Raw genomic sequence first — 26,661 nt, 5'->3', positions numbered from 1 at the left:
GTCGCAACGCAAGCGCCTGGGTGGATCGATGGACGAAGTCGCGTCAAACTGGTTTTCAAACTCGAGTACAGCATCATGACTTCCACTTCCCAGCGTGGCGGCCTGAAGGTCGCAGACAATCTGATCGCGTTCATCGAAAAGGAAGCCCTGCCGGGCACCGGCGTCGATGCCGACGCGTTCTGGCGCGGTTTCGATGCCATCGTTCACGATCTCGCCCCGCAGAACCGCGCCCTGCTCGCCGAGCGCGACCGTCTGCAGGGTGAGATCGACGCCTGGCACCGCGCCCATCCGGGCCCCATCGCCGACGCCGCCGCCTACCGCGCCTTCCTCGAAAAGATCGGCTACCTGCTGCCCGCGCCGGCCGGCGTGAAGGCAACCACCGCCAACGTCGACTACGAAATCGCCGAGCAGGCCGGTCCGCAGCTCGTCGTGCCGCTCTCGAACGCGCGCTACGCGCTGAACGCCGCCAACGCGCGCTGGGGCAGCCTGTATGACGCGCTCTACGGCACCGACGCCATCCCGGAAGCCAATGGCGCCGAGAAGGGCAACGGCTATAACCCGAAACGCGGCGAACTCGTGATCGCATTCGCGCGCGGCTTCCTCGACCAGGCCGCGCCGCTTGCCGAGGGCTCGCACAAGGACGCCACCGGCTATCGCGTGGAAGGCGGCAAGCTCGTCGTCACCACCAAGGGCGGCGAGACGTCGCTCGCCACGCCGGCGCAGTTCATCGGCTACCAGGGCGACGTCGCATCGCCGGGCGCCGTGCTGCTCAAGCACAACGGTCTGCACTTCGAAATCCAGTTCGACGCGAATCATCCGATCGGCAAGACCGACGCCGCCCATATCAAGGACGTGCTCGTCGAGGCTGCCGTCACGACCATCATCGACTGTGAAGACTCGGTCGCCGCCGTGGACGCCGACGACAAGGTCGAGCTCTACCGCAACTGGCTGGGCCTGATGCAAGGCACGCTCACGGAGGAAGTCAACAAGGGCGGCAAGTCGTTCACGCGCCGCCTGAACGCCGACCGCGAGTACACCGGTGCCGATGGCAAGCCCGTGAAGCTGCACGGCCGCTCGCTGCTGTTCATCCGCAACGTGGGCCATCTGATGACCAACCCGGCGATCACCGACCGCGACGGCCGCGAGATCCCCGAAGGCATTCTCGATGGCGTGGTGACGGTGCTCGCCGCGCTGCACGACCGCAAGCTGCGACTGAATTCGCGCACGGGCTCGATCTACATCGTCAAGCCGAAGATGCACGGCCCGGCCGAAGTCGCGTTCGCCGACGAGTTGTTCGGCCGCATCGAGGACCTCTACGCACTGCCGCGCAACACGCTCAAGATGGGCATCATGGACGAAGAGCGTCGCACCTCGGTGAACCTCTCGGCCTGTATCGCGGCGGCTGCCGCGCGCGTGGCGTTCATCAACACCGGCTTCCTCGATCGCACGGGCGACGAAATGCACACCGCGATGGAAGCCGGTCCGATGATGCGCAAGGGCGACATGAAGTCGTCGGCGTGGATCACCGCCTACGAGAAGAGCAACGTGCTCGTCGGTCTGGCTGCCGGTCTGCGTGGCCGCGCGCAGATCGGCAAGGGCATGTGGGCCATGCCGGATCTGATGCACGCCATGCTGGAACAGAAAATCGCTCATCCGAAGGCCGGCGCGAACACCGCCTGGGTGCCGTCGCCGACCGCGGCCACGCTGCACGCGCTGCACTACCACATGGTCGACGTGCAGGCCGTGCAGCAGGCGCTCGAAAAGATCGACTACGCGAAGGAGCGCGACGCCCTCCTCGCCGGGTTGCTGACCGTTCCGGTGGTGGCCAAGGCCGAATGGAGCGCCGACGAAATCCGCAAGGAAATCGAGAACAACGCGCAGGGCATTCTGGGTTACGTCGTGCGCTGGATCGATCAGGGCGTCGGCTGCTCGAAGGTGCCCGACATCAACGACATCGGCCTGATGGAAGACCGTGCCACGCTGCGCATCTCGAGCCAGCATCTGGCGAACTGGCTGCGTCACGGCGTGATCACGCGCGAGCAGGTCGAAGAGACGTTGAAGCGCATGGCGGCCGTGGTCGACAAGCAAAACGCCGGCGACAAGGCCTATCGCCCGATGGCGCCGAACTTCAGCGACTCGCTGGCGTTCCAGGCAGCCAGCGCGCTGGTGTTCGAAGGGCTCGCCCAGCCCAACGGTTACACCGAGCCGCTGCTGCACAAGTACCGTCTGGAACTGAAGGCGAAGCAGCGCGGGTAAGCACCGCGTCGAGGGGGCGGCATCGTGCAAGGCGATGCCGCCCGTCCGTCGATCGACGCGGCACTTATCATCGAGCGCCCGGCGGGGTAACCTGTCGGGCGTCCTTGTTTTTTCGGGAGCCGGTTGCGCATGGACCCCGCCATCGCCCTACAACGCGCCGAGCGGCGCGCCCTGTCCTTTCTCCTCGTGGCGCTGGTCATTTTCATCGCCACGCTGTTCATGCCGCCGCACTTCGTCACCGGCTGGATTCGCGCCGCCGCCGAAGCCGCCATGGTGGGCGGACTGGCCGACTGGTTCGCTGTCGAAGCGCTGTTTCGACGCATCCCGATTCCGGGACTCTCGCAGCACACCAACATCCTGATCCGCAAGAAGGATGCGCTGGGCGACGGTCTCGCACGTTTCGTCAGGGAGAAATTTCTCGATACGCCCACGGTCGTGCGCCTCATCCGGCAGCAGAACCCGGCCGATGCCGTATCGCACTGGCTCGGCTCCTACGAGAACACGCGTCAGTTGAGCGCCGTGCTGGTGAAGGTGGCCGGCGGCGTGCTCGACGTGATGGACGAGCGCAACGTGCAGGCCTTCATACGCCGCGCGCTCGACACGATCGTCGACCGGCTCGACATATCGCAGTCGACCGCGGCCATTCTCGATGCGCTCACGCGCGACGGTCGTCATCAGGCGTTGCTCGACGAGACGCTCGACTATCTCGTCGCGCTGCTCAACGAGCCGGACACGCGCGAGTTCATTTCGGCGCGCATCGTCGACTGGCTCAAGGTCGACCATCCGAAAAAGGAAAAGGTGCTACCCACGGAGTGGATCGGCGACAAGGGAGCGGAGATGATTTCGGCGGCAGTCGTGCGCCTGCTCGCGCAGATGGAGGCAGACGAGTCGCATCAGTTGCGTCAGGCCTTCGATCGTGCGGTGTCGGGTCTGATCGAGCGCTTGAAGCACGACACCGAACTGCAGTCGAAGCTCGACGTCTTCAAGACGCAACTCAAAGGCGACACGGCGCTTAACGCCTACGTGGGCGGCGTGTGGAACGAGTGGCGCGACTGGGTGAAGCGCGATCTGACGCGGGCGGATTCGGTGATCGGGGCGAAGATCACGGGCGCGGCGGCGTGGATCGGACAGGAGCTCGCGCGTAGCGATTCGCTGCGCCGCGCGCTCGACGCGCAACTGCTGGATGCGGCCGAACGCATGGCGCCGGGCTTTGCCGATTTCGTGACCGAACATATCCGGGCCACGGTGCATGGCTGGAACGCCGAGCATCTGTCCCGCCAGATTCGTTTGAGCGTCGGGCAGGACCTGCAGTACATCCGCATCAACGGCACCCTCGTCGGCGGGCTGATCGGCGCCGTGCTCTATCTCATCGCACAGGCGCCGGAGTTGCTCGCGAGGGGCGCATAGGAGAGGGGGCTAGTGCCTGTTGTGCATCTCATGCCGGTAGGCTCCCGGCGTGACACCTCGCCAGTCCTTGAACGCCCGAATAAACGAGTTGACGTCCTGGAATCCAAGCAGGAAGGCGATTTCCCCCTGTGAGATGGTGGGCGTCCGAAGGTAGTGAACCGCAAGTTGCTGGCGGGTGGCATTGAGAACTTCCTTGAAGGATGTCGATTCTTCGCTCAATTGTCGCTGCAGGGTGCGCTTGCTGACGGCCAGCTGTTTCGCGACATCGTCGGCCGCGTACTGCCCGGAGGGAAGTCCCTCCAGCAACACGGCCTTGACGCGATCGCTCATGGTTGCCGTCGTGTCCAGAGCCGCCAGACGCTCGCGCAAGCCCGCCTCGAAAAACGCCCACATGGAATCGTTGGCGGTCAGGAATTGACGCGCGCCATCCTCTTTCGAGAACGTGAGTCGGATATCCTGGCCCGCTTTTGGCACGACGCCAAAATAGTCCTCGTAGCGCTCGAGGTGATCAGGAAGTTCCGCAAGCGTGATCTCCTTGGGAACAACGCGGTGGCGCGTGGCAAGCCTGACCAATTGCGTCAGGAAGATCATTTCGGAAGCCGCCATGCTGCGCGGGATAGGGCCGGCGTCCGCATAGCATTCCAACGTCACCGAAGTTTGGCTGGCGCCCACGTCGACCAGGAGCGCCATGGGGCCGATCAGCGTCTTGAAGGCCGCCAGACGCTGGAAGGCGATGTTGAGATTGGGACTGCACAAGCAGGCAAAAATCGGAGGATCGAAGGCCTCAACGGAGATTGCCTGGCCCAATTTGAGCGGCAGGGCCATGCCGTCTCCTGCAACCTGCTCGATGGCTCGCCATAGTTGAAAAAACTGGGCGGGCGTGATGGTCGCCTCCTGGCGAGAGAACAGATCGGCAGGCAGGTCTGCGTGACGCAACACACGGGCGGAATCCACCCCGATGTCCGCGAGCAACAACCGCCAGCCCGGCTGGACGACGAAGTGCGCGGCTTGTTTCGTCATGTTCCGTTTCTCGTGGCCATCGCGCCCGGGCGCTTCGGAATCAACCCGTTGTCGATCATTTGCTGGAACATGTCCTGGATGGAGTCCGCCAGGGGCCGATAGACCATGCCGAGATCCCGGACGCTCTTGCCGTTGTCGGCTCGCCAGGGGAAGCCAACGTTACGCGACACGAATTTGCGAGTGGTGGTCTTGTCCACCAGCGGGGCAACGAGCCACACCAGCCACTTCGGCAGCGTACGACGCGGCACCGGGTAAGCGTCGAACTTCGGCAAAAGCGCGCTGGCGATTTCCAGGAGGGAAGTGTTGTGCCCGGAAATGATGTTGCGGCCTTGCGCCTTGGGCAAGTATGCGGCTCTCAGGTGCGCTTCCGCCAGGTCCCGAACGTCGACCGCGCCCACTCCGATGTCCGGAGCGCCGGCCTTCATGCGGCCATCCCCCATCTGCCGCACGATGTTGAAGCTCTCCGACGTGCCGTGGGCGTTAAGCCCCGGGCCAATGACAAGGCTCGGGTTGACCACCACCAGATTCCAACGGGATTGTTTCCCGACAATCTCCCACGCCTCACGCTCGGCGACCGTCTTCGAATAGGAATAGGGGATGTGCGTGAGAGACGAACTGCTGTTCCAGACTTCCTCGGTGAAGACGCCCCGCGGGGTTTTTTCAAGGTCGGCATTGTCGCCGTAGATGGCCGCGCAACTGCTGGTCAGAACGACACGCGTTACGGATGCCGTCCGATTGGCCGTTTCGAGAACATTGCGCGTCCCCAGCAAGGCTGGATCGACGAGATCCTTCTGGGCGTCCCGGACGTTTAGCGTAAACGGCGAAGCCGTGTGAAAAACGATGCCACAGCCAGCCATTGCCTCGGCGTAGGAGCCTTGATCCAGCAGGTCGGCCGCGAAATAACGAAGGGTGCCCGGCAACTTGGCGGCCATCTCGTCAAGATGACGGACCTTGTTTCGGTCGACGGGATCTCTGACGGCGGCGTGAACGGTTACGCCTTCCTCCAGTAGCCGCTTGACGATCCAGCTGGCGACATAGCCGGTCGCACCGGTGACCATCACCGGCTTGTTCTTGTCGATTTCGATTTTGTTCACGGACAGCTCCTTGCCGGTCTGCTGGATGCCCAACCCGACAGAACGACGGGTCGCAGGTACAACGGCGTTAATCGGTGAAATGGGTGAATCAGCGATAAACAGGAGACTATCTTGTGCAAAGCGACGGCGTCACTCGCAAAGGATGACATTCTGTCTGCAAAGTGCGCCAAACGAACGAAAAAACCGCCGACCCCGAAAGGCCGGCGGCGTGGCATCGCGGGCAGGCGATGCGCGTGAGCGTGTAAGCGCGTGACTTACGAACGGCTGTCCCGGTCGAGCAAGGCACGGTCGTTCAACTGGGCGCGCACGTCGGCACGGGTCAGCGCGTTGGCCGGCGCAACCTTCTGCGCTTGCGAGGCGGCGATCAGCGGCGTGCCGGTCTCGACCTGGTTCAGTTGCCCGGCTGCGGCAGCTTGCGCCAGCTCGCTACGCACCTCAGCGCGCGTCAGTTGGCTGGCCTGGACCTGGATGTCGGGAGTGTTGTCGTTGTAACGAGCGTCGGCGAAAGCAGAGGCCGACACGAACGAGGCAGCAGCAACAACAGCAGCAAGGATACGGGTGTTCATGGTGATACTCCTGTCAATGGTTGTGTACTTTCGTGATCAGCTAGCGTTCGGGATACCTGCCGCGTTTTGCTGCGTTGCAGGGTCCGTCGCGTTGGCATGAGTGAATCTTAGGGAAAACCCGTGGTTTTTTCGCAACTGAGCGTCTACAAAACGCAACCGATCGTCCGATTCGAAAAAACTATTGAAAATCAAACACTTAATACCGTTGAAACGTCCAGATGGCACGCCGACGATGGGGTTTGGGTGGGAAATTGACCGTAATGCCGCCATGCGCAACAGCTTGTTTAGGTCAATGGGGTTTATTGCAAAGTGCGTCGGCAGTAGAGTGACATCATGAAGTTGACCGTCATCCCGGTGCGCCGCATCGCGGGCGACGACAACCGACACAGGAGCAAGACAATGGCTGCCCTCGGTTCTTTCCTTTTGCTGGCGAGCGCTTCGGTGCTTACCGCCTCGTATCTGCGCAGCCGTGCCGCACGTTCGCGCCGTCAGGAAGCGCGCGTAACACGTCGCTAGGCATCGTCGGGCGCCGCAGAGCGCCGGCGGACGCCGTCGCATGCCGTTGGGCTCACGAGTCGGCGGGATCGCCGTGATCGACGGTTGATTATTTCCGTTTCAGCAATGCGCCCTTCCCCGGATGCGCATTTTTCTCCTTGTTTCGCGGGCGTAGATTGGCCCCAATGACGACGCCCATGGTGGACGTCTCGCCAGACAGGAGAAATGAAAATGAAGCACACTCTGATCGCCTCGATCTTCGCCGCCGGATTGCTGGGTACAGGTGCCGTGAGCGCCGCCGAAAACGCGCAACCTGCCGTCCAGGTTCAACAAGCCCAGCAAACCCAGCCTACGCAGGCACAACAGCAAGTGCAGGCGCAAGCGCAGCCGGGTCCGGTGACCGCGCAACAAACCACCACGGTCGCCCCGGTCTATGAAGTGCCGGGCCGCGTGAATCGCGCGGGCTCGATTTACTTCGGTCAGTAATCGTCGTCAGGCGTCACAGGGCATCGGTAGGCGCCAACCACGCGCCGCCCCGTATGGCGCGGCGCAAAAAGAACGGCAGGCCGGGGAGCCATCCACCGGCCTGCCGTGCTTCTGACACCGAGATCCGTCACCCCTCACTTTCCTCGTCAACCAGCAACGCCCGCGTCGAGACCACGGCGTTCGTCGGGCGGCACGCGTGAATGCTTCGTTCCTGGAGGTCGTAGTGGGACCGGTGTGAAGGTGAACGACAACATCCGATGCAGCGCGATGCCGGAGGCCGGGCCCCCGGCGCACATCACATCACCTGGCTGGCGGCGAGCACGACGGCGGACGCCACGAGACAGTAGATGCCGAACAGGTACCAGCGGCCGTGTTCGAGCCAGCGCGAGAGCCAGCGCAACGCGATCAACCCCGCGAGGAAGCTGAACACCATGCCGGCGAGGCTCGGCGTGATCACCGTGGCGAAGTGGCCGGAGAGCGTCTGCGCACCGCCCGACTTGTACAGACGATACGCTTCCTTGACGATCACCGGCGGCGTGAGCACCACGGCGAGCGCGAAGCTGAATTCTTCGACGCGAACCTTGTCGAGACCACGCAGCATGCCCGTCGAGATGGTCGAGCCCGAGCGCGAGAAACCGCGAAACGGCAGGCAAAGCCCCTGCACCGCACCGATCCAGGCGGAGTCCGCACCGCGCATGGGACGATCGCCCATCGGCGCTCGCTTGCGTCCGGAGATCAGGATCAGGATGCCCGCCATCGCGAGGCCGGCGGAGATGATGTAGAGATTGCCGAAGAGATGCTCGATCTCGGCGTGCTCGCTGCCACGCATGAGTACCTTCTCGATGAACAGCATCAGTGCGAGGCCGATCACGCCGGTGAAGGCGGTGGCGATGATCACCTGCTTGGCGTTGTGAACGAAGTCTTGCTTCGACGAGAAGTAGCGCTCACGCCACGACTTCCAGAAATAGACGATGACCGCGAGCATCGTGCCGGTATGAAGCATGACCAGCAACAAGGTCATGGCGGGCGCCGACGGATCGAGCCCCATGAGCTTCTCGGCCATGATGACGTGTGCCGAACTCGACACCGGGAGCAGTTCGGCAATGCCCTGCACGATCGCGAGCACCAGTACTTGCAGATAATCCATGCGCAATCCTTGAGAAATGGGCAAGGACACTACGCCGCGCATGTGACGATTTCATGACGATCACATGACGGCGAACCGGCCGCCTACCCTCGACCGGTTGCCGCGCATGATACTCCGTCAGAATTGGTATGGAATGAGGGGCGGGCCGACGTGTCGTGGCGGCGACTTGCCGCCGCCTCCCGCGCCCTCGGCCGTCATTCATCGACCCAGCGCCTGATCCAGATCGGCGAGCAGATCGTCGATGTGCTCGATGCCGACGGACAGCCGCACCGTCTCCTCGCTCACCCCCGCCTTGTGCAGTTCTTCGGGCGATAGCTGACGGTGCGTGGTCGACGCCGGGTGCGTGGCGAGCGACTTGGCGTCGCCGATGTTGACGAGCCGCGTGAAGAGTCGCAGTGCGTCCTGGAACGCCGCGCCCGCCGCGCGACCGCCTTTCACGCCGAACGTGAGAATGCCCGGCCCCCGCCCCGACAGATACTTCTCGACGAGTGCGTGATCGGGATGCGTCGGCAAGCCCGCGTAGTTGACCCACTCGACCTTCGGGTGCGACTTCAGGAACTGTGCGACCTTCAATGCGTTGTCCGTGATGCGATCCAGGCGCAGCGCAAGCGTCTCGATGCCCTGCAGGATCTGGAAGGCATTGAACGGCGAAATCGCCGCACCGGTATTGCGCAGCGGCACCACGCGGGCGCGTCCGATGTAGGCCGCCGGACCGAACGCTTCCGTGTACACCACGCCGTGATAGCTCACGTCCGGCTCGTTCAGACGCTTGAAGCGCACCTTGTGATCCGCCCACGGGAATTTGCCCGAGTCGACGATCGCGCCGCCCAGGCTCGTGCCGTGACCGCCCAGGTATTTCGTGAGCGAATGCACGACGATGTCGGCGCCGTGCTCGAACGGGCGCAGCAGATACGGCGTGGGCACCGTGTTGTCGATGATGAGCGGAATGCCGTGCCGGTGGGCGATCTCGGCCAATTTCGCGATGTCGGTGATATTGCCCAGCGGGTTGCCGACCGACTCGGCGAAGATCGCCTTGGTGTTCGCGTCGATGAGCGGCTCGAACGACTCGGGTTCGCGCGGATCGGCGAAGCGCGTGGTGATGCCCGAGAGCGGAAGCGTATGCGCAAGCAGATTGTAGGTGCCGCCATAGAGCGTGCTGGCCGCCACGATGTTGTCGCCGGCTTCGGCAATCGTCTGGATGGCGTAGGTCACGGCGGCCTGCCCGGACGCGAGCGCCAGCGCCGCCACACCGCCCTCGAGCGCTGCGACGCGCTGTTCCAGCACGTCCTGCGTCGGGTTCATGATGCGCGTATAGATATTGCCGGGCACCTTGAGGTCGAACAGATCGGCGCCGTGCTGCGTATCGTCGAAGGCGTAGGCCACCGTCTGATAGATCGGCACGGCCACGGCGCGCGTGGTCGGATCGGGCTTGTAGCCGCCATGGACGGCCAGCGTCTCGAGACGCCATTGCGGGGCTTGAAGGTCTTGCGCGGCGTCGGTCTTGTCGCTCATGTCGAATGTCTCCGGATAAACATGGCGCTCCATCGCTGGAACGATTGATTGGATCTCCGATGCCATTCTAAGGGGCCGCACGCGCGGGCCTTATCTTCGATCGGCACATGCTTAGCGGTACATGCGCCGCGCGACTTGCAACCATTCGTAATATGACGTGCCGTCGCCGCGCTATTTCGCGCGCATCCGGCTGGCTATACTCGTTCGCACCCGATTCCTAACGCACCAGGTCTGGAGGCGTCATGCCGGCTTCGCGACGTACCCTAGCGCGCCTTGCGCTCATGCTCGGTTGTCTGTCGGCCGCGTTGGCCGGCCATGTCGCGCCCGCATCGGCGCAGGAGAAAGTTGGCCTTCCCTCGCTGGACACGGACAGCCACGGAGCGCCCGTGATGATCGACGCCTATCTGTTCCGGCCTGCCGATGCGAGTGGGCCGACGCCTGCCGTCGTCTTCATGCACGGCTGCAACGGCATGTTCACCCGCAAGGGGAAGATCGACGCACGTGAGCTCGACTGGGCACGTCGCTTCAATGCGCAAGGCTATGCGGTGCTCGCGGTGGACAGTTTTTCGTCTCGTGGGCAGGGCAGCGAGTGCACGGGCGGCGGCGCGGTGCGCCCCTCCGTGGAGCGAGCGCGCGACGCTTACGGTGCGCTTCGCTACCTGCAGCGACTCCCCGGCATCCGAGCCGATCGCGTCGCCCTCATGGGGTGGTCGCACGGCGGCGGCACGGTGCTGTTTTCCGTCGGCCCCGGCAGCCCGGCGCGTGCGCAGGGCGCCGATACGTCCGCGCCGGACTTCGCCGCGGCTGTCGCGTTCTACCCGGGCTGGTGCAACGTGAAGGCGCAAGGCGCGAACTGGTCGACGCGCATCCCGCTGCTGGTGCTCACCGGCGCGGACGACGTCTGGACGAAGGCCGCCCCATGCGAAGCGTTCATGAAGGACATCACGGCCAACGGCGTCCCCGTGGATTTCCACGTCTACCCCGGCGCGGTGCACGACTTCGATTATCCGAACCTGCCGCGGCGCGAACGGCCGGAATTCACCAACCCGCGCACGCATGTCGTGCCGATTACCGGCACCCAGCCCGAAGCACGCGAAGACGCCATCGCTCGCGTGACGGCATTCCTGTCCAAAACGCTAGGTAGCTGATTGGTGGTTGCTGGCCGACGGCCAACCGTGTGCACCCATTCGATTCGCCCGTTGTTGCGCGCCATGATGGCAAACGTCCATGCGACGGGCATTTCAGCCGGATCAACGACGACTTGCCCACCGGCAATCCACAATGTTATTCACAGAAAAAACCTGGGATCTCCACAGGAAATCCACTGACTTTCCCGGGTTATCCAATGGATATCCACTCGATGTTCACTGGATATCCACGGGATATTCACTGGTTTATCCCTACCGAATCGGGCATTTTTCCCCGGGCTATCCACCGGCTATCCCACTGTCATCCACAGGGTTGCCCACAGGCAAAACACCGCTTGTGCACAGCGTTATCGACAGACTTGTCCACAGGGATGATTAACGAAGCTCAAAAGCACGTCGGTACGTGACTCGTACGCACAAAACAAAATCGGCCGCCAAAGTGCGGCCGACTTGTCATCGGAGACTGCTCCCCGGAGTCAGGAGACGTCGCGCGGACGCTCGCTCACGGGCGGGTAAGGCAAGTGCGGCGATTACGGCGCCGGATCAGTTGCCGAAGTAGGTCGAACCGGCGGCGGCAATTTGACCGACCGAGCCCGACGTCACGGCCGAGGCAGCACCGCCAACCTTAGCCACCGACTTCGGATAGACGGCGTCGTGCTGTTGCACCAGACCGGCTTGCTGGGCTCGCACCAGTTCTTCACGAACCTGGGCGCGCGAGAGCACGCTGGTTTGGGGGACCCACGAGAATTCCGACGGACCGTCGAAGGCGTCGCTGGCGAAAGCCGACCCGGCCGATACGGCCAGCATCGCGGAAACCAGGGCAGAGGTGATAAGCGTGCGCTTCATGGTATTTCTCCTGTCTGTTTGAAACGCGGCGATGTTCAATTCATCGTCGACAACTGCAGTCTATTACCGGCATTCATTGCAATAAACTCGATAATTGCCAATTTTAAATTGCTGAATTTGAAATAATTCAAACGTGCATCGCGCTTGCATCGCCTGAAATGCAGAAGGGACGCCGAATGGCGTCCCTTCTGCAATCGTCAGCCGCGGCAAAGTCAGCTGCGCTTCACCGCGGACGAGGCCGCTCGTCCCTCTACCCCTGCGACATCCTTCAACGCCGGCTGCAGCCGCTACTTCCCGGCCGCCGCTGCCACTCTCGGTCGGGAAGATGGCGGCGCCGACTGCGCAAGCACCGGCTTGAGCGCTTCGCCGGTATGGCTCGCGCGAACCTTCGTCAGCGCATCCGGCGATGTGGCCGCAACCACGGTGCCACCGTCCTTGCCGCCTTCCGGCCCCATGTCGACGATCCAGTCGGCCTCCGCGATCACGTCGAGGTTGTGTTCGATCACCACCACCGTGTGACCGCCGTTGACGAGACGATGCAGCACGTTGATCAGTCGCGCCACGTCCGCCATGTGCAGACCGACCGTCGGTTCGTCGAGCACGTACAGCGTGTGCGGCGACTTCTGTCCGCGACGCGTGATGTCGTCGCGCACCTTCGTGAGCTCGGTCACGAGTTTGATGCGCTGCGCTTCACCGCCCGAAAGCGTCGGCGACGGCTGTCCCAGCGTGAGGTAGCCCAGCCCCACGTCCTTCATCAACTGCAGCGGATGCGCGATGCTCGGCATCGACGCGAAGAACTCGACGGCTTCGTCCACTTCCATCGTCAGCACGTCGCCGATGCTCTTGCCGCGCCATGTCACGGCCAGCGTCTCGGCATTGAAGCGTTGGCCGTGACAGACGTCGCACAGCACCTTCACGTCCGCCAGGAAGCTCATGCCGATGGTGCGCACCCCCTGTCCCTCGCACGCCGGGCAACGCCCTTCGCCGGTGTTGAACGAGAAGCGCGACGCCGAATAGCCGCGAGCGCGCGCTTCGAGCGTATCGGCGAACAGCCGGCGAACGGTGTCCCAGAAGCCGATGTAAGTGGCCGGGCATGAGCGCGGGGTCTTGCCGATCGGCGTCTGGTCGACTTCGAGCACGCGATCGATCGTCTCCCAGCCGGTCACCGACTCGCAGCCGTGCCACGCATGCACCACCGGACGACGCGGCGCGGCCGACGCTTCAGCCTTCGCACGCGGCTTGCCGTCGGCCTTCACGGCATGGCGCACGGTGCCCTTGCGGGCGCGTCGCTCGGCCGGCGACGACAGCACCGAACGGCCCACGGCGTCGAGCAGGTTCGTCATCAGCACGTCGCGCGCCAGCGTCGATTTGCCCGATCCGGAAACGCCCGTGATCGCCGTGAGACGCGAGAGCGGCAACGACGCCGTCACGTTCTTCAGGTTGTGCAGCGTGGCGCCGTGCACGGTGAGCCAGTGCGGCGGCACCGCCTCGACGCCCTTCGCGGGCGCGACCACGTCGCGACGCGGTTGGATCGGGTGCTGCAGCGGATGCGCGAGGAGCTTGCCCGTCAGCGAGTCGGGGTGCGCGGCCAGATCGCTCACCTTGCCCTGGGCGACGAGCGTGCCGCCGCGCTTGCCGGCCCCCGGCCCGATATCGATGATGTGATCCGCGCGACGGATGGTGTCTTCATCGTGCTCGACCACCACCAGCGTGTTGCCCTGGTCGCCGAGCTTGCGCAGCGCACTGAGCAAGATGCCGTTATCGCGGGGGTGCAAACCGATGGTCGGTTCATCGAGCACGTAGCACACACCCTGCAGGTTGCTGCCGAGCTGCGCCGCGAGGCGAATGCGCTGCGACTCGCCGCCCGAGAGGGTGGGCGCCGCGCGGTCGAGCGTGAGGTAGCCGAGGCCAACCTCCTCCAGGAATTCCAGACGCCCCTGGATCTCGCTGATCAGATCGCGCGCGATGCTCGCGTCGCGGCCGTGCAGGGCGAGGTGCTCGATCCATTCGCGCACGTCCGTCACCGTCCATTGCGCAACGTCGGAGATAGCGTGTTCGTCGAACGTCACCGCGCGCGCTACCGGGTTCAGACGCGCACCGTGGCAGTCCGGGCACGGCTGATCGCCCACGTCTTCGGGTTCCTGCTCCTGCGACGGCAGCGAATGTTCGCGTCCCCGGTTGTCCTGATTGAGCACCGTGTCGTCGAACGCTTCGCGTTGTTCGCGCGTGAGCGCAAGCCCCGTGCCGACGCACGTCGAACACCAGCCATGCTTGCTGTTGAACGAGAACATGCGCGGATCGAGATCCGGATAGCTGGTGCCGCACACCGGGCACGCGCGCTTGACCGAGAACACCTCGATCTCGCCCACGCCTTCGCCCGGCTGTTCGCCGTGCATCGCGTCGCCGAGACCGTCGAGCGGCGCCAGCAGATGCATCACGCCCTTGCCCTGTTCCAGCGCCGCCGCGAGCAGCGTGCGCAACAGCCCCTCGTTCTCGGGCGTGACCACGACGTCGCCGACCGGCAGTTCGATGGTGTGCTCGCGGAAACGGTCGAGCTTCGGCCACGGGTCGACCGGCAGGAAGACGCCGTCCACGCGCAGATGCGAGTGCCCGCGCGCCTTCGCCCACTTCGCCAGATCGGTGTAGATGCCCTTGCGGCCGACAACGAGCGGCGCGAGCAAGCCGACATGCTGCCCGCGACGATCGCGCAGCAGTTGCGCGACGATGGAATCCGGGCTCTGCGCCGTAACCGGCGCACCATCGTGAATGCAGTGCTGAATGCCGAGCTTCACGTACAGCAGACGCAGGAAGTGCCAGACTTCGGTCGTCGTCGCCACGGTACTCTTGCGACCGCCGCGCGACAGACGCTGTTCGATCGCGACCGTCGGCGGAATGCCGTACACGGCGTCCACCTCGGGACGCCCGGCCGGCTGCACGATGGAGCGCGCGTAGGCGTTGAGCGATTCGAGGTAGCGGCGCTGTCCCTCGTTGAAGAGGATGTCGAAGGCAAGCGTCGACTTGCCCGAGCCCGAGACCCCCGTAATCACGCTGAACTTGCCGCGCGGAATCGCGACATCGAGCGCCTTGAGGTTGTGCTCGCGCGCGTTGACGATGCGAATGTCGTCGCCGCCGGCCGGCTTGCGATGCGCCCGCGCGGCGCGCAACGCCGTCTGCAGGGGCATGCCGGGGTCGGCCGCACGCACGGGCGTTTGCGCCGGCGCGACCACGGTGCGTTCGTACTCGGCGAGCGCGCGTCCGGTATGCGAGCCTTCGCACGCCACGACATCCGCAAGCGTGCCCGCGCACAGCACCTCGCCGCCGCCTTCGCCGCCCTCGGGACCGAGGTCGATGATCCAGTCGGCGGCGCGCACGACATCGAGGTTATGTTCGATGACCAGCAGCGAATTGCCGCCGTCGAGCAGCTTGCCGAAGGCGCGCATCAGCTTGGCGATGTCGTCGAAATGCAGGCCGGTCGTCGGTTCGTCGAAGATGAACAGACGGCCGCGATGCGCCACCTTCTGCCCGCTGGCCGTCTTCTTCTGCGTCGCTTCGGCGAGGAAGCCCGCGAGCTTCAGACGCTGCGCCTCGCCGCCCGAGAGGGTGGGCACGGGCTGACCCAGCTTCACGTATTCCAGACCGACGTCCACGATCGGCTGCAGCACGCGCAGCACGTCGCGATCCGACGAGAACAGCTTCACCGCCTCGTTGACCGTCAGTTCGAGCACGTCGGACACGCTCAGCTCGCGCATGGTCTCGCCCGGCACGGCGCGCTGAATCTTCACGTCGAGCACTTCGGCGCGATAGCGCTTGCCGTCGCAGTCCGGGCAGCGCAGGTACACGTCGCTCAGGAACTGCATCTCCACGTGCTCGAAGCCCGAGCCGCCGCACGTCGGGCAACGCCCGTTGCCGGAGTTGAAGCTGAACGTGCTCGCGGTGTAGCCGCGTTGCAGCGCGACGGGCTCCGCCGCAAAGAGCTTGCGAATCTCGTCGAACGCGCCGACGTAGCTCGCCGGGTTCGAGCGCGCCGTCTTGCCGATGGGCGACTGGTCGACGAACACCACGCCGGACAGTTGCTCCGCGCCGGTCAATTCGTCATGCGCGCCGGGCGCTTCGGTCGGGTCGCCGAAGTGACGCGCGAGCGCCGGGTTGAGAATGTCCTGCACGAGCGTCGATTTGCCCGAACCCGACACGCCGGTCACGCACACGAGGCGGCCGAGCGGGATCTCGACGTCGACATGTTTGAGGTTGTGCTCGCGCGCGCCGGTCAGCGTCAGGCGCGGCGTGGCGGCGTCCACCGGTCGCGCGCGCCAGTTCGACGCGTTCGCGACATGCTTGCGTCCGCCGAGGTAGCTGCCGGTGAGCGTGTCGGCCTGGCGCACTTCCTCGGGGGTGCCGTCGAAGACGATTTGGCCACCGCGCTCGCCCGGCCCCGGGCCCATGTCGATGACGCGATCGGCCGCGAGCATCACGGCGGGATCGTGCTCCACCACGACGAGCGTGTTGCCCGCATCGCGCAGACGATGCATGGCCGCGACGATGCGGTCCATGTCGCGCGGGTGCAGGCCGATGCTGGGCTCGTCGAGCACGAAGAGCGTGTTGACGAGCGACGTGCCCAGCGCCGTCGTCAGATTGATGCGCTGGACCTCGCCGCCCGAAAGTGTGCGGCTCTGGCGATCGAGCGTGAGATAACCGATACCGACGTCGCACAGATACTTCAGCCGGGTGCCGACTTCCTCCTGCAACAGCTTGAGCGCGTCGTCCAGCAGGCTCGAGGGCAGCGTGAGCGAATCGAAGAATTGACGCACGCGCGAAATCGGCATGAGCATCAGGTCGTGCATCGTCAGACCGGGCAGCGCTTCGAGCTGCTCGCGCGACCACGACACGCCGCGCGGCATGAAGCGCTGCGAGGGCGGCAGCACGGCGTCGGCGTTTTCCTTCGTGCCGATGCGCCACAGCAGGCCCTCGGTCTTCAGACGCGCGCCGCCGCACGTCTCGCACGTGGTGTAGCTGCGGTACTTCGAGAGCAGCACGCGGATATGCATCTTGTACGCCTTCGACTCAAGATAGCCGAAGAAGCGCCGGATGCCGTACCACTGCTTGTTCCACTCGCCCTTCCAGTCGGGGGCGCCTTCGATGACCCATTCGCGATGCTCGGGGGAGAGCTTCGACCAGGGCGTGTCGCGCGGAATGCCCGCCTTGCCGGCGTACTCGAGCAGATCGTCCTGGATCTCTTTCCACGCGGGCGTCTGGATGGTCTTCACCGCGCCGCCGCGCAATGTCTTGCGCTCGTCGGGAATCACCAGGCCGAGATCGACGCCAATCACGCGCCCGAAGCCGCGACAGGCCTCGCAGGCGCCGTAGGCCGAGTTGAACGAGAACAGCGCCGGTTGCGGATCGGCGTAATGCAGATCGCTGTCCGGGCAATGCAGGTCTTGCGAGTAGCGCCAGATGTCGGGCTCGCCTTCGTCGGCGAGGACATAGACGTTCACGCGTCCCCGGCCGCGCTTGAGCGAGGACTCGACGGCTTCCATCGCACGCGCCTTCTCGGTGTTCTGCAGGCGGAAGCGGTCGGCCACGACGTCGAGCACCTTGCGGGTGCCTTCGGCGCTCGCGATCTCGCGTTCGGCCTGCACGCGCGTGTAGCCGGACGCGGAGAGCCATTGCTCGACTTCATCGGCGGTCACGGTGCCGGGCAGCTCCACCGGAAAGGTGACCACGAGGCGCGGGTCGCCCCCCTGGGCGCTGCGCGCCATCAGGTCGGCATAGATCGTCTCGGGGGTGTCGTGGCGCACCGGTTGCGCGGTCTCGCGATCGAACAGCGCCGCCGCCCGCGCGAACAGGAGCTTGAGGTGGTCGTTGAGCTCGGTCATCGTGCCGACCGTCGAGCGCGAGCTGCGCACGGGGTTGGTCTGGTCGATGGCGATGGCCGGAGGCACGCCTTCCACATGATCGACCTGCGGTCGGTCCATGCGATCGAGGAACTGACGTGCGTAGGCGCTGAACGTCTCGACGTAGCGCCGCTGGCCTTCGGCGAACAGCGTGTCGAAGACGAGGCTCGACTTGCCGGAACCGGACGGGCCGGTCACGACGGTCATCTCGCCGGTCTGGAGATCGACGTCGAGATTCTTGAGGTTGTGCTGGCGGGCACCACGGATACGAATGGCGTGGCTGGCCGACGGGTCGGGTTTCGAGGACGAATTATCCAATTGAATAGCCGCTTGGTTGACGTCTGACAGCGCGCGTACGCGCCTCGGGGGAACTACTGTATCAGGCCGATACGACAGTCGCTGGCAGCATCCATGCTTCGTTCGGCACGCGACGATTGTACTGTACATTTGTACAGCATTCTCAATTCCCCTAGTCCCGGCATTCCTAATTTGCGGTACCGGTTTTCAATCCTCCCACCCAACGTACACACATATGTATTTACATCACCCGACTCGGCGCCTAAAGTATCGGCAGGACGTCTACTTGCTGGAGTCACTCATGCACATCACCCGTGCGTTTCGGAACGGCAACTCGCAGGCTGTGCGGATTCCGGCCGAGCTCGCCTATCCCGATACGAACATGGAGCTGGAAATCGAGCGCGTCGGCGACGAACTGCGCATCCGTCCGCGCCGCCGCCCGCTCACCGGCGTAATGGACAAGTTCGCCCGGTTCGGCGCGGATGTAATGGCCGAAGGCCGCGGGGACCAGGAGCAATCGGATCGCGAGGCCCTGTGATGCCTCGCTACATGCTCGACACCAACATCTGCATCTATCTGATGAAGCATCAGCCGGAGGCGGTCGCGAAGCGTTTCGCGCAATGCATGGTCGGCGACGTGGTGATGTCCGCGATCACGTTTGCAGAACTGTTCTACGGCGTTTCCGTCGCCGCAAACCCTGATCGGGAGCGTCACCATCTTGCGGCTCTGGTTGAGGATATTCCGGTTTTGCCATTCGACGGCGCCGCGGCCAAAGCCTACGGTCCCGTTCGCGAAGCCAGCCGGGAACGAAGAAAGGACCAACTCGACAAGCTGATCGCTTCGCATGCCGTCTCTCTGGACGTCACGCTCATCACGAACAACGAGCGAGACTTCACCCTCTATCCCGGCCTTCGCGTCGAAAACTGGTTGAACGGCTGACCCACGGCAACGACGGAGTAGCATGGCGGCATTCCGGCTCTTTTTCTCGTACGACATGGGTGTACGTTCCGCGATCCGCATTCCCGTCCTCGTCTCGCTCCTTCCGCTGGCCGTTCTCGCCGCATGCGCGGGCGCTCCGGAGAAGCCCGCCGCGTCGGCGCCCGCAATGGCAAGCGCGCCCGCCACGCGCTACAACGTCGCCCGGTTCCCCATCGAGCATTACGACCAGGACGTCGATCACTGGATTCGTCCCGACGCCCCCGGCTACGATCAACCGCTGCTTTCCGCACCGGAGCAAGCCCGTCGCTTCGACGCGCTGCGCGCTCGGTACTTCGGCACCGGGGCTCGCGATCCGTCACCGTGGAACGGCGCCTGGCTCTCGGCGTCGCTGCTCGACGCCGCCGGCGCCCGGCAGATCGCCGATTCGCAGGCGCAGCGCGTGCGACGCTTCGACAACGCCACGCCGGGCGTGCGCAAGACCTACGGCGAAAACTTCCAGCCGCACACCAGCGCATGGATCCGTGCCATCGAAGCCAACATGGCGCTCGCGCAACTCGGCGCCGATCACGCCAACCGGCCCTACGATCCGCGTCGTCGCGGCATCACCGTCGACAATGCGCTGGTCCGGCTGCTGCCGACTCACGATCCGGCGTTCCACGACTTCCGTGAAGCCGGGCAAGGCTATCCGTTCGACGCTCTGCAAGACTCCGCACTGCGTCCGGGCACGCCCGTCTACACGCTCGCGCACAGCGCCGATGGCGCGTGGCTGCTCGTCTATTCGCCCGATCTGATCGGCTGGGTCGATGTGCGCACGGTGGCCTCGGTCGACGAGCGTTTCGTCGCGACGTGGCGAGCCGCCGCACAGCGCGAACTCGGCGCCATCGTCCGCGTCAACGCGCCGCTGGCGGACACGCCGCCGGGCGCGAGCACGCCGCGCTACCGTACGTTCGCGCCGATCGGCACCGTGCTGCCGATGATGCGCTCGAGCGACGGACGTCAGGCGGCCATGTTTCCGGTCGCCGACCTTCGTCGTCAGGCGCAGATCCGCACGGTCCAGCTGGACGCCTCGAGCCTCGTGCCGATGCCATGGACGCTCACGCCGCGACATCTGGCGCAGGTCATGAAGCAACAGATCGGTCGTCCCTACGGCTGGGGCAATACGCTCTTCTACAACGATTGCTCCGCGGAGACGCGCAGTCTCTTCGCGCCGTTCGGCGTGTGGCTGCCGCGTCAATCGTCGGATCAGCCGAGCGCCGGACAACGCATCGATCTGCGCAACGCCGATATCGATACGCGCCTGCGCACGCTGGCCGAGCGCGGGCGCCCACTCATGACGCTGATCCACCTCAACGGGCACATCATGCTGTATCTCGGCAACGCGCAGCGCGACGGCGAGAGCGTGCCGATGACCTACCAGAACGTATGGGGCCTGTCGCCCGCCGATAACAGCCGCCGCAACGTGATCGGCGGATCGGTGATCCTGCCCCTGCTCAAGACATATCCGGAAGACCCGCAGGCCCGCTCGCTCGCGGGCTACTCCCTGTTCGACATCAGTGTGATCGGCGCGACGGACGAGGGCGGGGCCACCGAGAGCATCGGTGCAGAACATGCGCCGGGTGCGGATACGTCAGCGAAGACGCCGCGGTAGCCGAAGCGAAGGGCCGGAGTCACCACAACGCCACCCCGGGCGCCGCGCCGGCCGTCGCTCAGAAACGTTGAGGGCTGAACGGCCGGGGATCGACGATCGGCGCTTCGCCCGTCATCATCTCGGCCACGAGTCGTCCCGTCACCGGCCCCAGCGTGAGGCCGTGATGTGCGTGACCGAACGCGAACCACAGATCGCGGTGGCGCGGGGCGGGACCGATCACCGGCTTCATGTCCGGCGTGCACGGACGGCGGCCGAGCCACGGGGCGTCGTCGACCCGCTCACCCAGCGGGAACGTCTCGCGAGCGATCGGCTCGACGGCCGCGAGCTGCACGGGCGTAGGCGGCGTATCGCGCAGCCCGAGTTCCACACCGGTCGTGAGCCGGATGCCGCGCGCCATCGGCGTGATCAGGTAACCACACTCCGCGTCGAGCACCGGCTGGTTCAGCGTCGCCCCCGGTCGAGCGCGATAGTGCATGTGATAGCCGCGTTTGACCGCAAGCGGCAGACGGTAACCCAACGCGTTGGTCATCGTGTCCGCCCATGGGCCGAGCGCGATCACCGCACGCGGCGCCTCGATGCGCCCCTGCGCCGTCTGCACCGACCATTGCGGTTGCAGCGTCGTGGCGTCGCCCATCAACACACGTCCACCCAGCGATTCGAAATAGCGCGCATAGGCGGCCACCAGCGCTCCGGGATCACTGACCGAATCCGTCGCCGTATAGCGCAGACCGCCGACCAGCACATGCGAGAGCGACGGCTCATCGGCACGCAGCCGCTCGGCGTCGAGCGCCTCGAAGGGCACACCATATTCGTGCTGCCAACGCTCGGCGTCGCGACGCGCGGCGTCCATCGCCTTCACCGTGCGGAATGCCTTCACCCAGCCGTCTTCGCGCAACAACGCCTGCGCGCCCGACGCTTCGATCAGCGCACGATGCTCGGTCACGCAATGTGCGATCAGCGTGCTGTAGTCGCGCGCGATCCGGGCGTGACGCGACGGTTCGGAGTGATACCAGTAACGCGCGAGGAAGGGCGCGGCGGTGGGCATCGCCGAGACGTGGTAACGCACGTCGGTCGCATCGTTGCGCGCATAGCGCAGCAGCGTGGCGATGTCGCGCGGGAACGCGTACGGGTACACGCCTTCACGCTGGATCAATCCCGCATTGCCGAACGAGGTTTCATTGCCCGGCGGCTTGCGATCGATCAGCGCGACCGACATGCCGCGCCGCTGCAAATGCACGGCGACGGACACACCTACGATACCGGCACCGAGAACGAGGGCGTCGAGCTTCATGGGTCTGGCGTCAGAGAGTGGATCGAAGGAGGGGAACACCGGGCCCTCGCGCTATGGCACGACGCGCGGCGTCGAGCCCGGTGCCATGGCAATGCGATTACGCCAGGGCCGTCACGGCGATTTCGACTTCCAGGCCGGCGCGCATGAGCGGCGATTGCACGCAGGCGCGCGTCGGGGCGTGGCCTTCCGGCACCCAGGCGTCCCACACGGCGTTGAATTCGGCGAAGTGCTTCGCATCCGACAGCCAGATGTTGGCGGTGAGCAGGCGCGTCTTGTCGACGCCCGCTTCCTTGAGCAGCGAGTCGATGCGCGTGAGAATCTCGGTGGTTTGCTGCGTCACCGACACGTTGGCCGTATCGGGCACCTGGCCAGCCAGATACACGACGCCATTGGCGATCACGATCTGGCTCATGCGGGCGTTGGTGTGCAGACGCTTGATTTCGTTCGACATGGGGGCACCGTAAAAAAGAAACGGAAAAGAAAAACGGGCCGGAAGTCGGCCCGGGTGCCCTCATCTTATACGACGCCTGCGTACCGATACCAGCACGCCCCTTGTCACATGATCACTGCCGGATGAGCGCCATCGCGCAATCGAGCACCGTGCGCTTGAGGTCGGCCATGCCTTCGGGCGGCAGGAACGGCCCCATCATGTGGCGATACGAAACCGTCTTGCTGATGGCCGAGGTGAGCATGAAGTACATCACGTCGGCATCCTGCGCGGGACGGTTCTGCGACTCGAGCCAGTCGGCCACGAGCGGCACCATCGCGTCGCGATAGGGACGCACGAGCCGCTGCGTGAGAATGTCGAGCCGTTCGCCCTCTTCGGTGGCCGCGGTCGAGAAGAACATACCGACGTCGGGATTCGCGAATACGGCTTCCACGAACAGACGCACCGCCTGCTCGACGCGCTCGGCCGGCTCCATCTCCGCGTGCCGCAATTCGTTCGTCTGCTCGATGAGCTCGTGCGTCAGCGTGGCGATCTGATCGACCACGGCGACCCACAGCGCCTCCTTCGAACCGAAGTGATGCGAGATCAGCGCCGCATCGACGCCGGACGCTTCCGCGATCTGCCGCACGCTGCTCGCATAGAACCCCCGCTGCGCGAAGATGCGTCGGGCGTTGAGCAGCAACGCGTCGGCGCCGTGCGTGCAGTTGCACGTCGGGCGCCCTCGCGTGCGCTTGCGCGTAACGAAAGTTGGATCGGCTTGCGAGACGGCTTTGTTCAGAGTCATTGAGCGATGGGGTAAGTCAATTCGCGACAGCAATGCGCCAAGTCTACCCGACCCGAACGCTCCTGCCTGCCCAGACACTTCCTATTTGACATGCCGGGGCGACGCTCGTTATTATGCCCTTATTCATCACTTGTTGAATTGAGCATTTCCCCCCAAATGTCTCGTGCAAACCGAATCGTGATCGTCGGTGGCGGCATTGCCGGCCTGATGCTGGCGACCCGTCTGGGCCGCACGCTGGGCCGTGGCGGCGCTGCGCGCGTGACATTGATCGACAGTCATCCCACACATCTCTGGAAGCCGATGCTGCATACCGTGGCAGCCGGCACGCGCGACGTCACCCATACCGAGGTGGCCTATCTCACGCATGCCTGCAGCCACGGTTTCACGTATCAGGCGGGCCGCATGTGCGGTCTGGACCGGGTGCGGCGCGAGATCGTCCTGGGGGAAATGACGGGGCCCGACGGCTCGCGTCTGCTCGACGAGCGCCGCGTGTCTTACGACGCGCTCGTGCTCGCGCTCGGTTCGCAGGCCGACGACGCCTGTCTGCCCGGTGTGCGCGACGTCTGCCATTTCATCGACAGTCAGCCGCAGGCCGAGGCGTTTCACGCGGCCTTGCGCTGCGAAGCGCTGCGCAGTGCGGTCAACGACGATGCGCTGCGTATCGTGATCGCCGGCGGCGGCACGACGGGCGTGGCACTTGCCGCCGAGCTGAGCCGCACGTTTGCGCTGACGGCCGGTTATGGCGCCCCACAGATGGCCGAGCGGCTCAAGCTCACGCTGGTGGAGCGAGGCCCGCGCGTGCTCGGCGCGTTCCCGCCAGACGTCTCGGCGTCGACGCAGGCGCAGCTCGAAGGACTCGGCTTTCGCGTGCTCACGGACACGCGCGTCGCGTGCGCCGATCGCGATGGCTTCTATCGCGACGACGGCCAGTTGATTCCGGGCGATTTGCTGGTCTGGGCAGCGGGCGTCAAGGCGCCCGACTTCCTGCGCGGCATCGGCGGCCTGACGACCAACGACGCGAACCAGATCGTGGTGCGCAACACCCTGCAGACGGCGCAGGACGAGCGCATCTTCGCGCTGGGCGACTGCGCCTCGCTCACGCCCACGCAAGGTGAATTCCCGTTGCCGCCGACAGCGCAGGTGGCCACGCAGCAGGCGGCGCATCTGGGCCGTCATCTCGGGGTGTGGCTCGAAACGGGCCGCGCCATTGCGCCGTTCGTATATCGGGCGCCTGGCGCGTTGGTATCGCTGTCGGGATACAACGCGTCCGGGGCACTCGGGCGATTCGGCTTTTTCAAAGGTGGCATCGTGCGCGGACGCTTCGCGCAGTGGAGCCACGCCATGTTGTACCGGCGCCATCAGCATGCGCTGCACGGGTTCGCCCGCGCGACCGTGCTGCTTGGCGCGGAAAAACTCGGCGGCCTTCGCGGGCCGCGCATCCGGCTGGCCTGAACATGCGAAGCGACAGAACTGATTGTCCCAACCGAAGCGGCAGCAGCCGCACCCCCGGCGCCTCCACCGCACGTGCGGCACGCACCTCGCGTGCAACCGTGCGCGATCAGGGTGTCTGGCAACACACCGTGGCCATGCTCGACGCCGAGCCCGTGATATGCCAGCCGGTCATTCCCTACACGCGGCGCGCGCCCATCGTGCGCGTGCTGGAAATCTCCAGCGAGCTGACGATCACCGTGTCGTGGAACGACGCGATGGGCGGCAACTACGGCGCGCAGATCTGGCGCATTCGCAAGGCGCATCATCCGGGCGAGTGCGCGCTCACGGGAGAGACGATCGACGTGGGCGACTTCGTCTACCGTCCGCTCTTCGGCGATATCCCGCCGCTCAACGCCGACGCCATGATTCTGGCAAGCCCCATCCGCGCCATGCGCGAGCGGGAGCTGGAACCGGCGTTGCAAGACGACTGACTCCCTCGCGCTGAAATGTAGTCCCCCCGGACCCCCCGTTGAATTCAGCGTGTTACCGCCCCGAGAGGGCGGTTTTTTTTTGGCGGTGCGTTGCATCGGTTACGCCGGTTACCGTCCGCAGATGCAACCGACGACCGCTTTGGGATTACGCTTCCGACATCGTTTGCCGCAGCCTCACAATGACGGCAATCCGGCCCCTCACTGCCAAGGAGAGTCTCCTCGATGTCCAAGTCCCGTCCCACTGTCTTCACCGCCCTTGCCACGCTGACGGCCACCGCAGCCGTCGTCTGGATGGGGCTCAGCGCCCGCAGCTATGCCGCGCAACCAGAGAGCGATCCGCGTCTGGCGGAGATCCGCTCGCTGGTCGACAAGACCGTCGAGCCGTTGATGGCTCAGCAGCAGATTCCCGGCATGGCCGTCGGTGTCGACTTCGACGGCAAGACCTATGTCTTCGACTATGGGGTTGCGGACAAGGCCGGCAATCGCCCCGTCACACACGAGACGCTCTTCGAAATCGGCTCCGTGAGCAAGACGTTCACCGCTACGCTCGCGACTTATGCGCAGGGCGCCGGGGCGCTCTCGCTTACCGACAAGACCCGCCGCTTCATGCCCGAAGTCGCCGGCACGCCGTTCGGCGAGGTCAGCCTCGTGAACCTCGGCACGCACACCACCGGCGGCATGCCGTTGCAGGTGCCCGACGACGTCACCAACGACGAACAGTTGCTCCGGTACCTCAAGGCATGGAAGCCCGCGCAGCCCACCGGCACCGTGCGCACGTACTCGAACGTGAGCATCGGCATGCTCGGGAAAATCGTCGCGCGCGCCATGCGCGGCGACTTCGCCACGCTCATGACGGAGCACGTCTTCAAGCCGCTGGAGCTCGAGCACACCTTCATCCGCGTGCCCGCCGATCAGATGAAGCATTACGCGTGGGGTTACGACAAGACCGGCAAACCGGTGCGCGTCTCCCCGGCGTTGATGGGAGAGGAAGCCTATGGCGTCAAGACGACGGCGAGCGACCTGCTGCGCTTCGTGAGCGCCAACCTGGGCAAGCCGGTGTTCAACTATCGTCTGCGCCACGCGATCTATGCCACGCGCACCGGCTATTTCTTCGACAAGCCGATGACGCAGGATCTGGTCTGGGAGCAATACCCGTACCCTGTCAGCGTGGACACACTGCTCGAAGGCAATTCCGCAAAGATGGCTTACGAGCCGACGCCCGTGCGCGAATTCTCGCCGCCGATGGCGCCCACGCCGGTCGCATGGGTCAACAAGACCGGTTCGATGCAAGGCTTCGGGACTTACGTGGCGTTCGTGCCGTCGAAACAGATGGGCATCGTCATGCTGGCAAACAAGAACTATCCGATCAAGGAGCGCGTGCGGGCCGCGCATCACATCCTCACTGTCCTCGACGGCATACCGCGCACCGCGGTGGTCCCGCAGCAGTGATATCGTCATCGGTTTCCA

Annotated in this window: 21 protein-coding genes; 11 read left to right on the top strand and 10 right to left on the bottom strand. The window is 64.9% G+C overall.

The features are described from left to right. Positions 1–75: 75 nt before the first annotated feature. Together RO07_RS00380 and RO07_RS00375 are read left to right on the top strand one after the other, a co-directional pair. Complete coding sequence (locus tag RO07_RS00380; RefSeq protein ID WP_039407057.1) at positions 76–2,256, top strand: malate synthase G; 2,181 nt, start codon at positions 76–78, stop codon at positions 2,254–2,256. 129 nt (positions 2,257–2,385) lie between these two features. After that, on the top strand, positions 2,386–3,663 hold the full coding sequence (locus RO07_RS00375) for a DUF445 domain-containing protein (protein ID WP_039407054.1): 1,278 nt from the start codon (positions 2,386–2,388) through the stop codon (positions 3,661–3,663). Between the two features lie 9 nt (positions 3,664–3,672). On the opposite strand, the gene RO07_RS00370 is transcribed toward RO07_RS00375, so the two are convergent. From RO07_RS00370 to RO07_RS00360, 3 genes are all read right to left on the bottom strand, one after another. Continuing rightward, positions 3,673–4,683: an AraC family transcriptional regulator gene (locus RO07_RS00370; RefSeq protein WP_039407051.1), complete on the bottom strand. Its 1,011-nt coding sequence runs from the start codon at positions 4,681–4,683 to the stop codon at positions 3,673–3,675. After that, positions 4,680–5,768, bottom strand: a complete 1,089-nt coding sequence (locus RO07_RS00365) for an NAD-dependent epimerase/dehydratase family protein (RefSeq protein ID WP_237171493.1) — start codon at positions 5,766–5,768, stop codon at positions 4,680–4,682. Before RO07_RS00365 ends, RO07_RS00370 begins: the two co-directional genes overlap by 4 nt. Positions 5,769–6,031: 263 nt before the next feature. Next, entirely contained in the window at positions 6,032–6,343 is a 312-nt protein-coding gene (locus RO07_RS00360; protein WP_039407049.1) for a DUF4148 domain-containing protein, read from the bottom strand. Positions 6,344–6,676: 333 nt separating this feature from the next. Here RO07_RS00360 and RO07_RS00355 point away from each other — a divergent pair, with 333 nt between their 5' ends. Together RO07_RS00355 and RO07_RS00350 are read left to right on the top strand one after the other, a co-directional pair. Beyond that, on the top strand, positions 6,677–6,859 hold the full coding sequence (locus RO07_RS00355; RefSeq protein ID WP_039407046.1) for a hypothetical protein: 183 nt from the start codon (positions 6,677–6,679) through the stop codon (positions 6,857–6,859). Between the two features lie 210 nt (positions 6,860–7,069). Continuing rightward, positions 7,070–7,324 carry a hypothetical protein gene (locus tag RO07_RS00350; RefSeq protein ID WP_039407043.1) on the top strand — a complete coding sequence of 85 codons (255 nt, stop codon included), beginning with the start codon at positions 7,070–7,072 and terminating at the stop codon, positions 7,322–7,324. A 295-nt stretch (positions 7,325–7,619) separates the two neighbouring features. Here RO07_RS00350 and RO07_RS00345 read toward each other — a convergent pair whose 3' ends face one another. Then, a complete protein-coding gene (locus RO07_RS00345) occupies positions 7,620–8,471 on the bottom strand; it encodes an undecaprenyl-diphosphate phosphatase (protein ID WP_039407040.1) in 852 nt (283 codons plus the stop codon). Positions 8,472–8,669: 198 nt separating this feature from the next. After that, positions 8,670–9,983 carry an O-acetylhomoserine aminocarboxypropyltransferase/cysteine synthase family protein gene (locus RO07_RS00340; protein WP_039413729.1) on the bottom strand — a complete coding sequence of 438 codons (1,314 nt, stop codon included), beginning with the start codon at positions 9,981–9,983 and terminating at the stop codon, positions 8,670–8,672. Between the two features lie 242 nt (positions 9,984–10,225). On the opposite strand from RO07_RS00340, the gene RO07_RS00335 reads away from it, so the two are divergent. After that, positions 10,226–11,131 carry a dienelactone hydrolase family protein gene (locus RO07_RS00335; RefSeq protein WP_052266900.1) on the top strand — a complete coding sequence of 302 codons (906 nt, stop codon included), beginning with the start codon at positions 10,226–10,228 and terminating at the stop codon, positions 11,129–11,131. 543 nt (positions 11,132–11,674) lie between these two features. On the opposite strand, the gene RO07_RS00330 is transcribed toward RO07_RS00335, so the two are convergent. Further along, a complete protein-coding gene (locus RO07_RS00330; protein WP_052266899.1) occupies positions 11,675–11,977 on the bottom strand; it encodes a DUF4148 domain-containing protein in 303 nt (100 codons plus the stop codon). Between the two features lie 287 nt (positions 11,978–12,264). Then, positions 12,265–18,183, bottom strand: coding sequence for an excinuclease ABC subunit UvrA (uvrA, locus tag RO07_RS00325; RefSeq protein WP_039407036.1), 5,919 nt, complete (start codon positions 18,181–18,183; stop codon positions 12,265–12,267). A 280-nt stretch (positions 18,184–18,463) separates the two neighbouring features. On the opposite strand from uvrA, the gene vapB reads away from it, so the two are divergent. From vapB to RO07_RS00310, 3 genes are read left to right on the top strand one after another with little or no spacing between them, the layout of a single operon-like run. Continuing rightward, entirely contained in the window at positions 18,464–18,700 is a 237-nt protein-coding gene (vapB, locus tag RO07_RS00320; protein ID WP_039407034.1) for a type II toxin-antitoxin system VapB family antitoxin, read from the top strand. Next, on the top strand, positions 18,700–19,101 hold the full coding sequence (locus RO07_RS00315) for a type II toxin-antitoxin system VapC family toxin (RefSeq protein ID WP_039407032.1): 402 nt from the start codon (positions 18,700–18,702) through the stop codon (positions 19,099–19,101). The genes vapB and RO07_RS00315 overlap by 1 nt, the downstream gene beginning before the upstream one ends. A 22-nt stretch (positions 19,102–19,123) precedes the next feature. Next, the gene (locus tag RO07_RS00310) at positions 19,124–20,749 is read left to right on the top strand and encodes an SH3 domain-containing C40 family peptidase (protein WP_052266898.1); all 1,626 of its coding nucleotides are present in this window, start codon (positions 19,124–19,126) and stop codon (positions 20,747–20,749) included. A gap of 58 nt (positions 20,750–20,807) precedes the next feature. Here the strand turns inward: RO07_RS00310 and RO07_RS00305 are convergent, their stop codons facing one another. The 3 genes from RO07_RS00305 to RO07_RS00295 form a co-directional block, all read right to left on the bottom strand. After that, positions 20,808–22,040 carry an NAD(P)/FAD-dependent oxidoreductase gene (locus RO07_RS00305; RefSeq protein ID WP_039407028.1) on the bottom strand — a complete coding sequence of 411 codons (1,233 nt, stop codon included), beginning with the start codon at positions 22,038–22,040 and terminating at the stop codon, positions 20,808–20,810. Positions 22,041–22,137: 97 nt separating this feature from the next. Then, positions 22,138–22,491 (bottom strand): RidA family protein, encoded by a 354-nt coding sequence (locus RO07_RS00300; protein ID WP_039407025.1) that lies wholly within the window; start codon positions 22,489–22,491, stop codon positions 22,138–22,140. A gap of 112 nt (positions 22,492–22,603) precedes the next feature. Beyond that, on the bottom strand, positions 22,604–23,272 hold the full coding sequence (locus RO07_RS00295) for a TetR/AcrR family transcriptional regulator (RefSeq protein ID WP_039407022.1): 669 nt from the start codon (positions 23,270–23,272) through the stop codon (positions 22,604–22,606). Positions 23,273–23,428: 156 nt separating this feature from the next. Between RO07_RS00295 and RO07_RS00290 the strand changes: the two genes are divergently transcribed. The 3 genes from RO07_RS00290 (at position 23,429) to blaPNC (ending at position 26,643) form a co-directional block, all read left to right on the top strand. Further along, positions 23,429–24,724 (top strand): NAD(P)/FAD-dependent oxidoreductase, encoded by a 1,296-nt coding sequence (locus tag RO07_RS00290; RefSeq protein WP_039407019.1) that lies wholly within the window; start codon positions 23,429–23,431, stop codon positions 24,722–24,724. Between the two features lie 98 nt (positions 24,725–24,822). Further along, on the top strand, positions 24,823–25,194 hold the full coding sequence (locus tag RO07_RS00285; protein ID WP_052266897.1) for a DUF3331 domain-containing protein: 372 nt from the start codon (positions 24,823–24,825) through the stop codon (positions 25,192–25,194). A 222-nt stretch (positions 25,195–25,416) separates the two neighbouring features. After that, entirely contained in the window at positions 25,417–26,643 is a 1,227-nt protein-coding gene (blaPNC, locus tag RO07_RS00280; RefSeq protein WP_052266896.1) for a PNC family class C beta-lactamase, read from the top strand. Positions 26,644–26,661: the final 18 nt, after the last annotated feature.

Origin of the sequence: Pandoraea pulmonicola, assembly GCF_000815105.2 — a bacterium.
Classification (GTDB): domain Bacteria; phylum Pseudomonadota; class Gammaproteobacteria; order Burkholderiales; family Burkholderiaceae; genus Pandoraea; species Pandoraea pulmonicola.
Note: the sequence above shows the minus strand (reverse complement) of the source record. Positions and strands in the feature narration are given on the sequence as shown.

Bases quoted from the DNA above. Each gene is read 5' to 3' on its own strand.
- RO07_RS00380 (WP_039407057.1), top strand. From the start codon at position 76: ATGACTTCCACTTCCCAGCGTGGCGGCCTGAAGGTCGCAGACAATCTG.
- RO07_RS00375 (WP_039407054.1), top strand. From the start codon at position 2,386: ATGGACCCCGCCATCGCCCTACAACGCGCCGAGCGGCGCGCCCTGTCC.
- RO07_RS00370 (WP_039407051.1), bottom strand. From the start codon at position 4,683: ATGACGAAACAAGCCGCGCACTTCGTCGTCCAGCCGGGCTGGCGGTTG.
- RO07_RS00360 (WP_039407049.1), bottom strand. From the start codon at position 6,343: ATGAACACCCGTATCCTTGCTGCTGTTGTTGCTGCTGCCTCGTTCGTG.
- RO07_RS00355 (WP_039407046.1), top strand. From the start codon at position 6,677: ATGAAGTTGACCGTCATCCCGGTGCGCCGCATCGCGGGCGACGACAAC.
- RO07_RS00350 (WP_039407043.1), top strand. From the start codon at position 7,070: ATGAAGCACACTCTGATCGCCTCGATCTTCGCCGCCGGATTGCTGGGT.
- RO07_RS00345 (WP_039407040.1), bottom strand. From the start codon at position 8,471: ATGGATTATCTGCAAGTACTGGTGCTCGCGATCGTGCAGGGCATTGCC.
- RO07_RS00340 (WP_039413729.1), bottom strand. From the start codon at position 9,983: ATGAGCGACAAGACCGACGCCGCGCAAGACCTTCAAGCCCCGCAATGG.
- RO07_RS00335 (WP_052266900.1), top strand. From the start codon at position 10,226: ATGCCGGCTTCGCGACGTACCCTAGCGCGCCTTGCGCTCATGCTCGGT.
- RO07_RS00330 (WP_052266899.1), bottom strand. From the start codon at position 11,977: ATGAAGCGCACGCTTATCACCTCTGCCCTGGTTTCCGCGATGCTGGCC.
- vapB (WP_039407034.1), top strand. From the start codon at position 18,464: ATGCACATCACCCGTGCGTTTCGGAACGGCAACTCGCAGGCTGTGCGG.
- RO07_RS00315 (WP_039407032.1), top strand. From the start codon at position 18,700: ATGCCTCGCTACATGCTCGACACCAACATCTGCATCTATCTGATGAAG.
- RO07_RS00310 (WP_052266898.1), top strand. From the start codon at position 19,124: ATGGCGGCATTCCGGCTCTTTTTCTCGTACGACATGGGTGTACGTTCC.
- RO07_RS00305 (WP_039407028.1), bottom strand. From the start codon at position 22,040: ATGAAGCTCGACGCCCTCGTTCTCGGTGCCGGTATCGTAGGTGTGTCC.
- RO07_RS00300 (WP_039407025.1), bottom strand. From the start codon at position 22,491: ATGTCGAACGAAATCAAGCGTCTGCACACCAACGCCCGCATGAGCCAG.
- RO07_RS00295 (WP_039407022.1), bottom strand. From the start codon at position 23,272: ATGACTCTGAACAAAGCCGTCTCGCAAGCCGATCCAACTTTCGTTACG.
- RO07_RS00290 (WP_039407019.1), top strand. From the start codon at position 23,429: ATGTCTCGTGCAAACCGAATCGTGATCGTCGGTGGCGGCATTGCCGGC.
- blaPNC (WP_052266896.1), top strand. From the start codon at position 25,417: ATGTCCAAGTCCCGTCCCACTGTCTTCACCGCCCTTGCCACGCTGACG.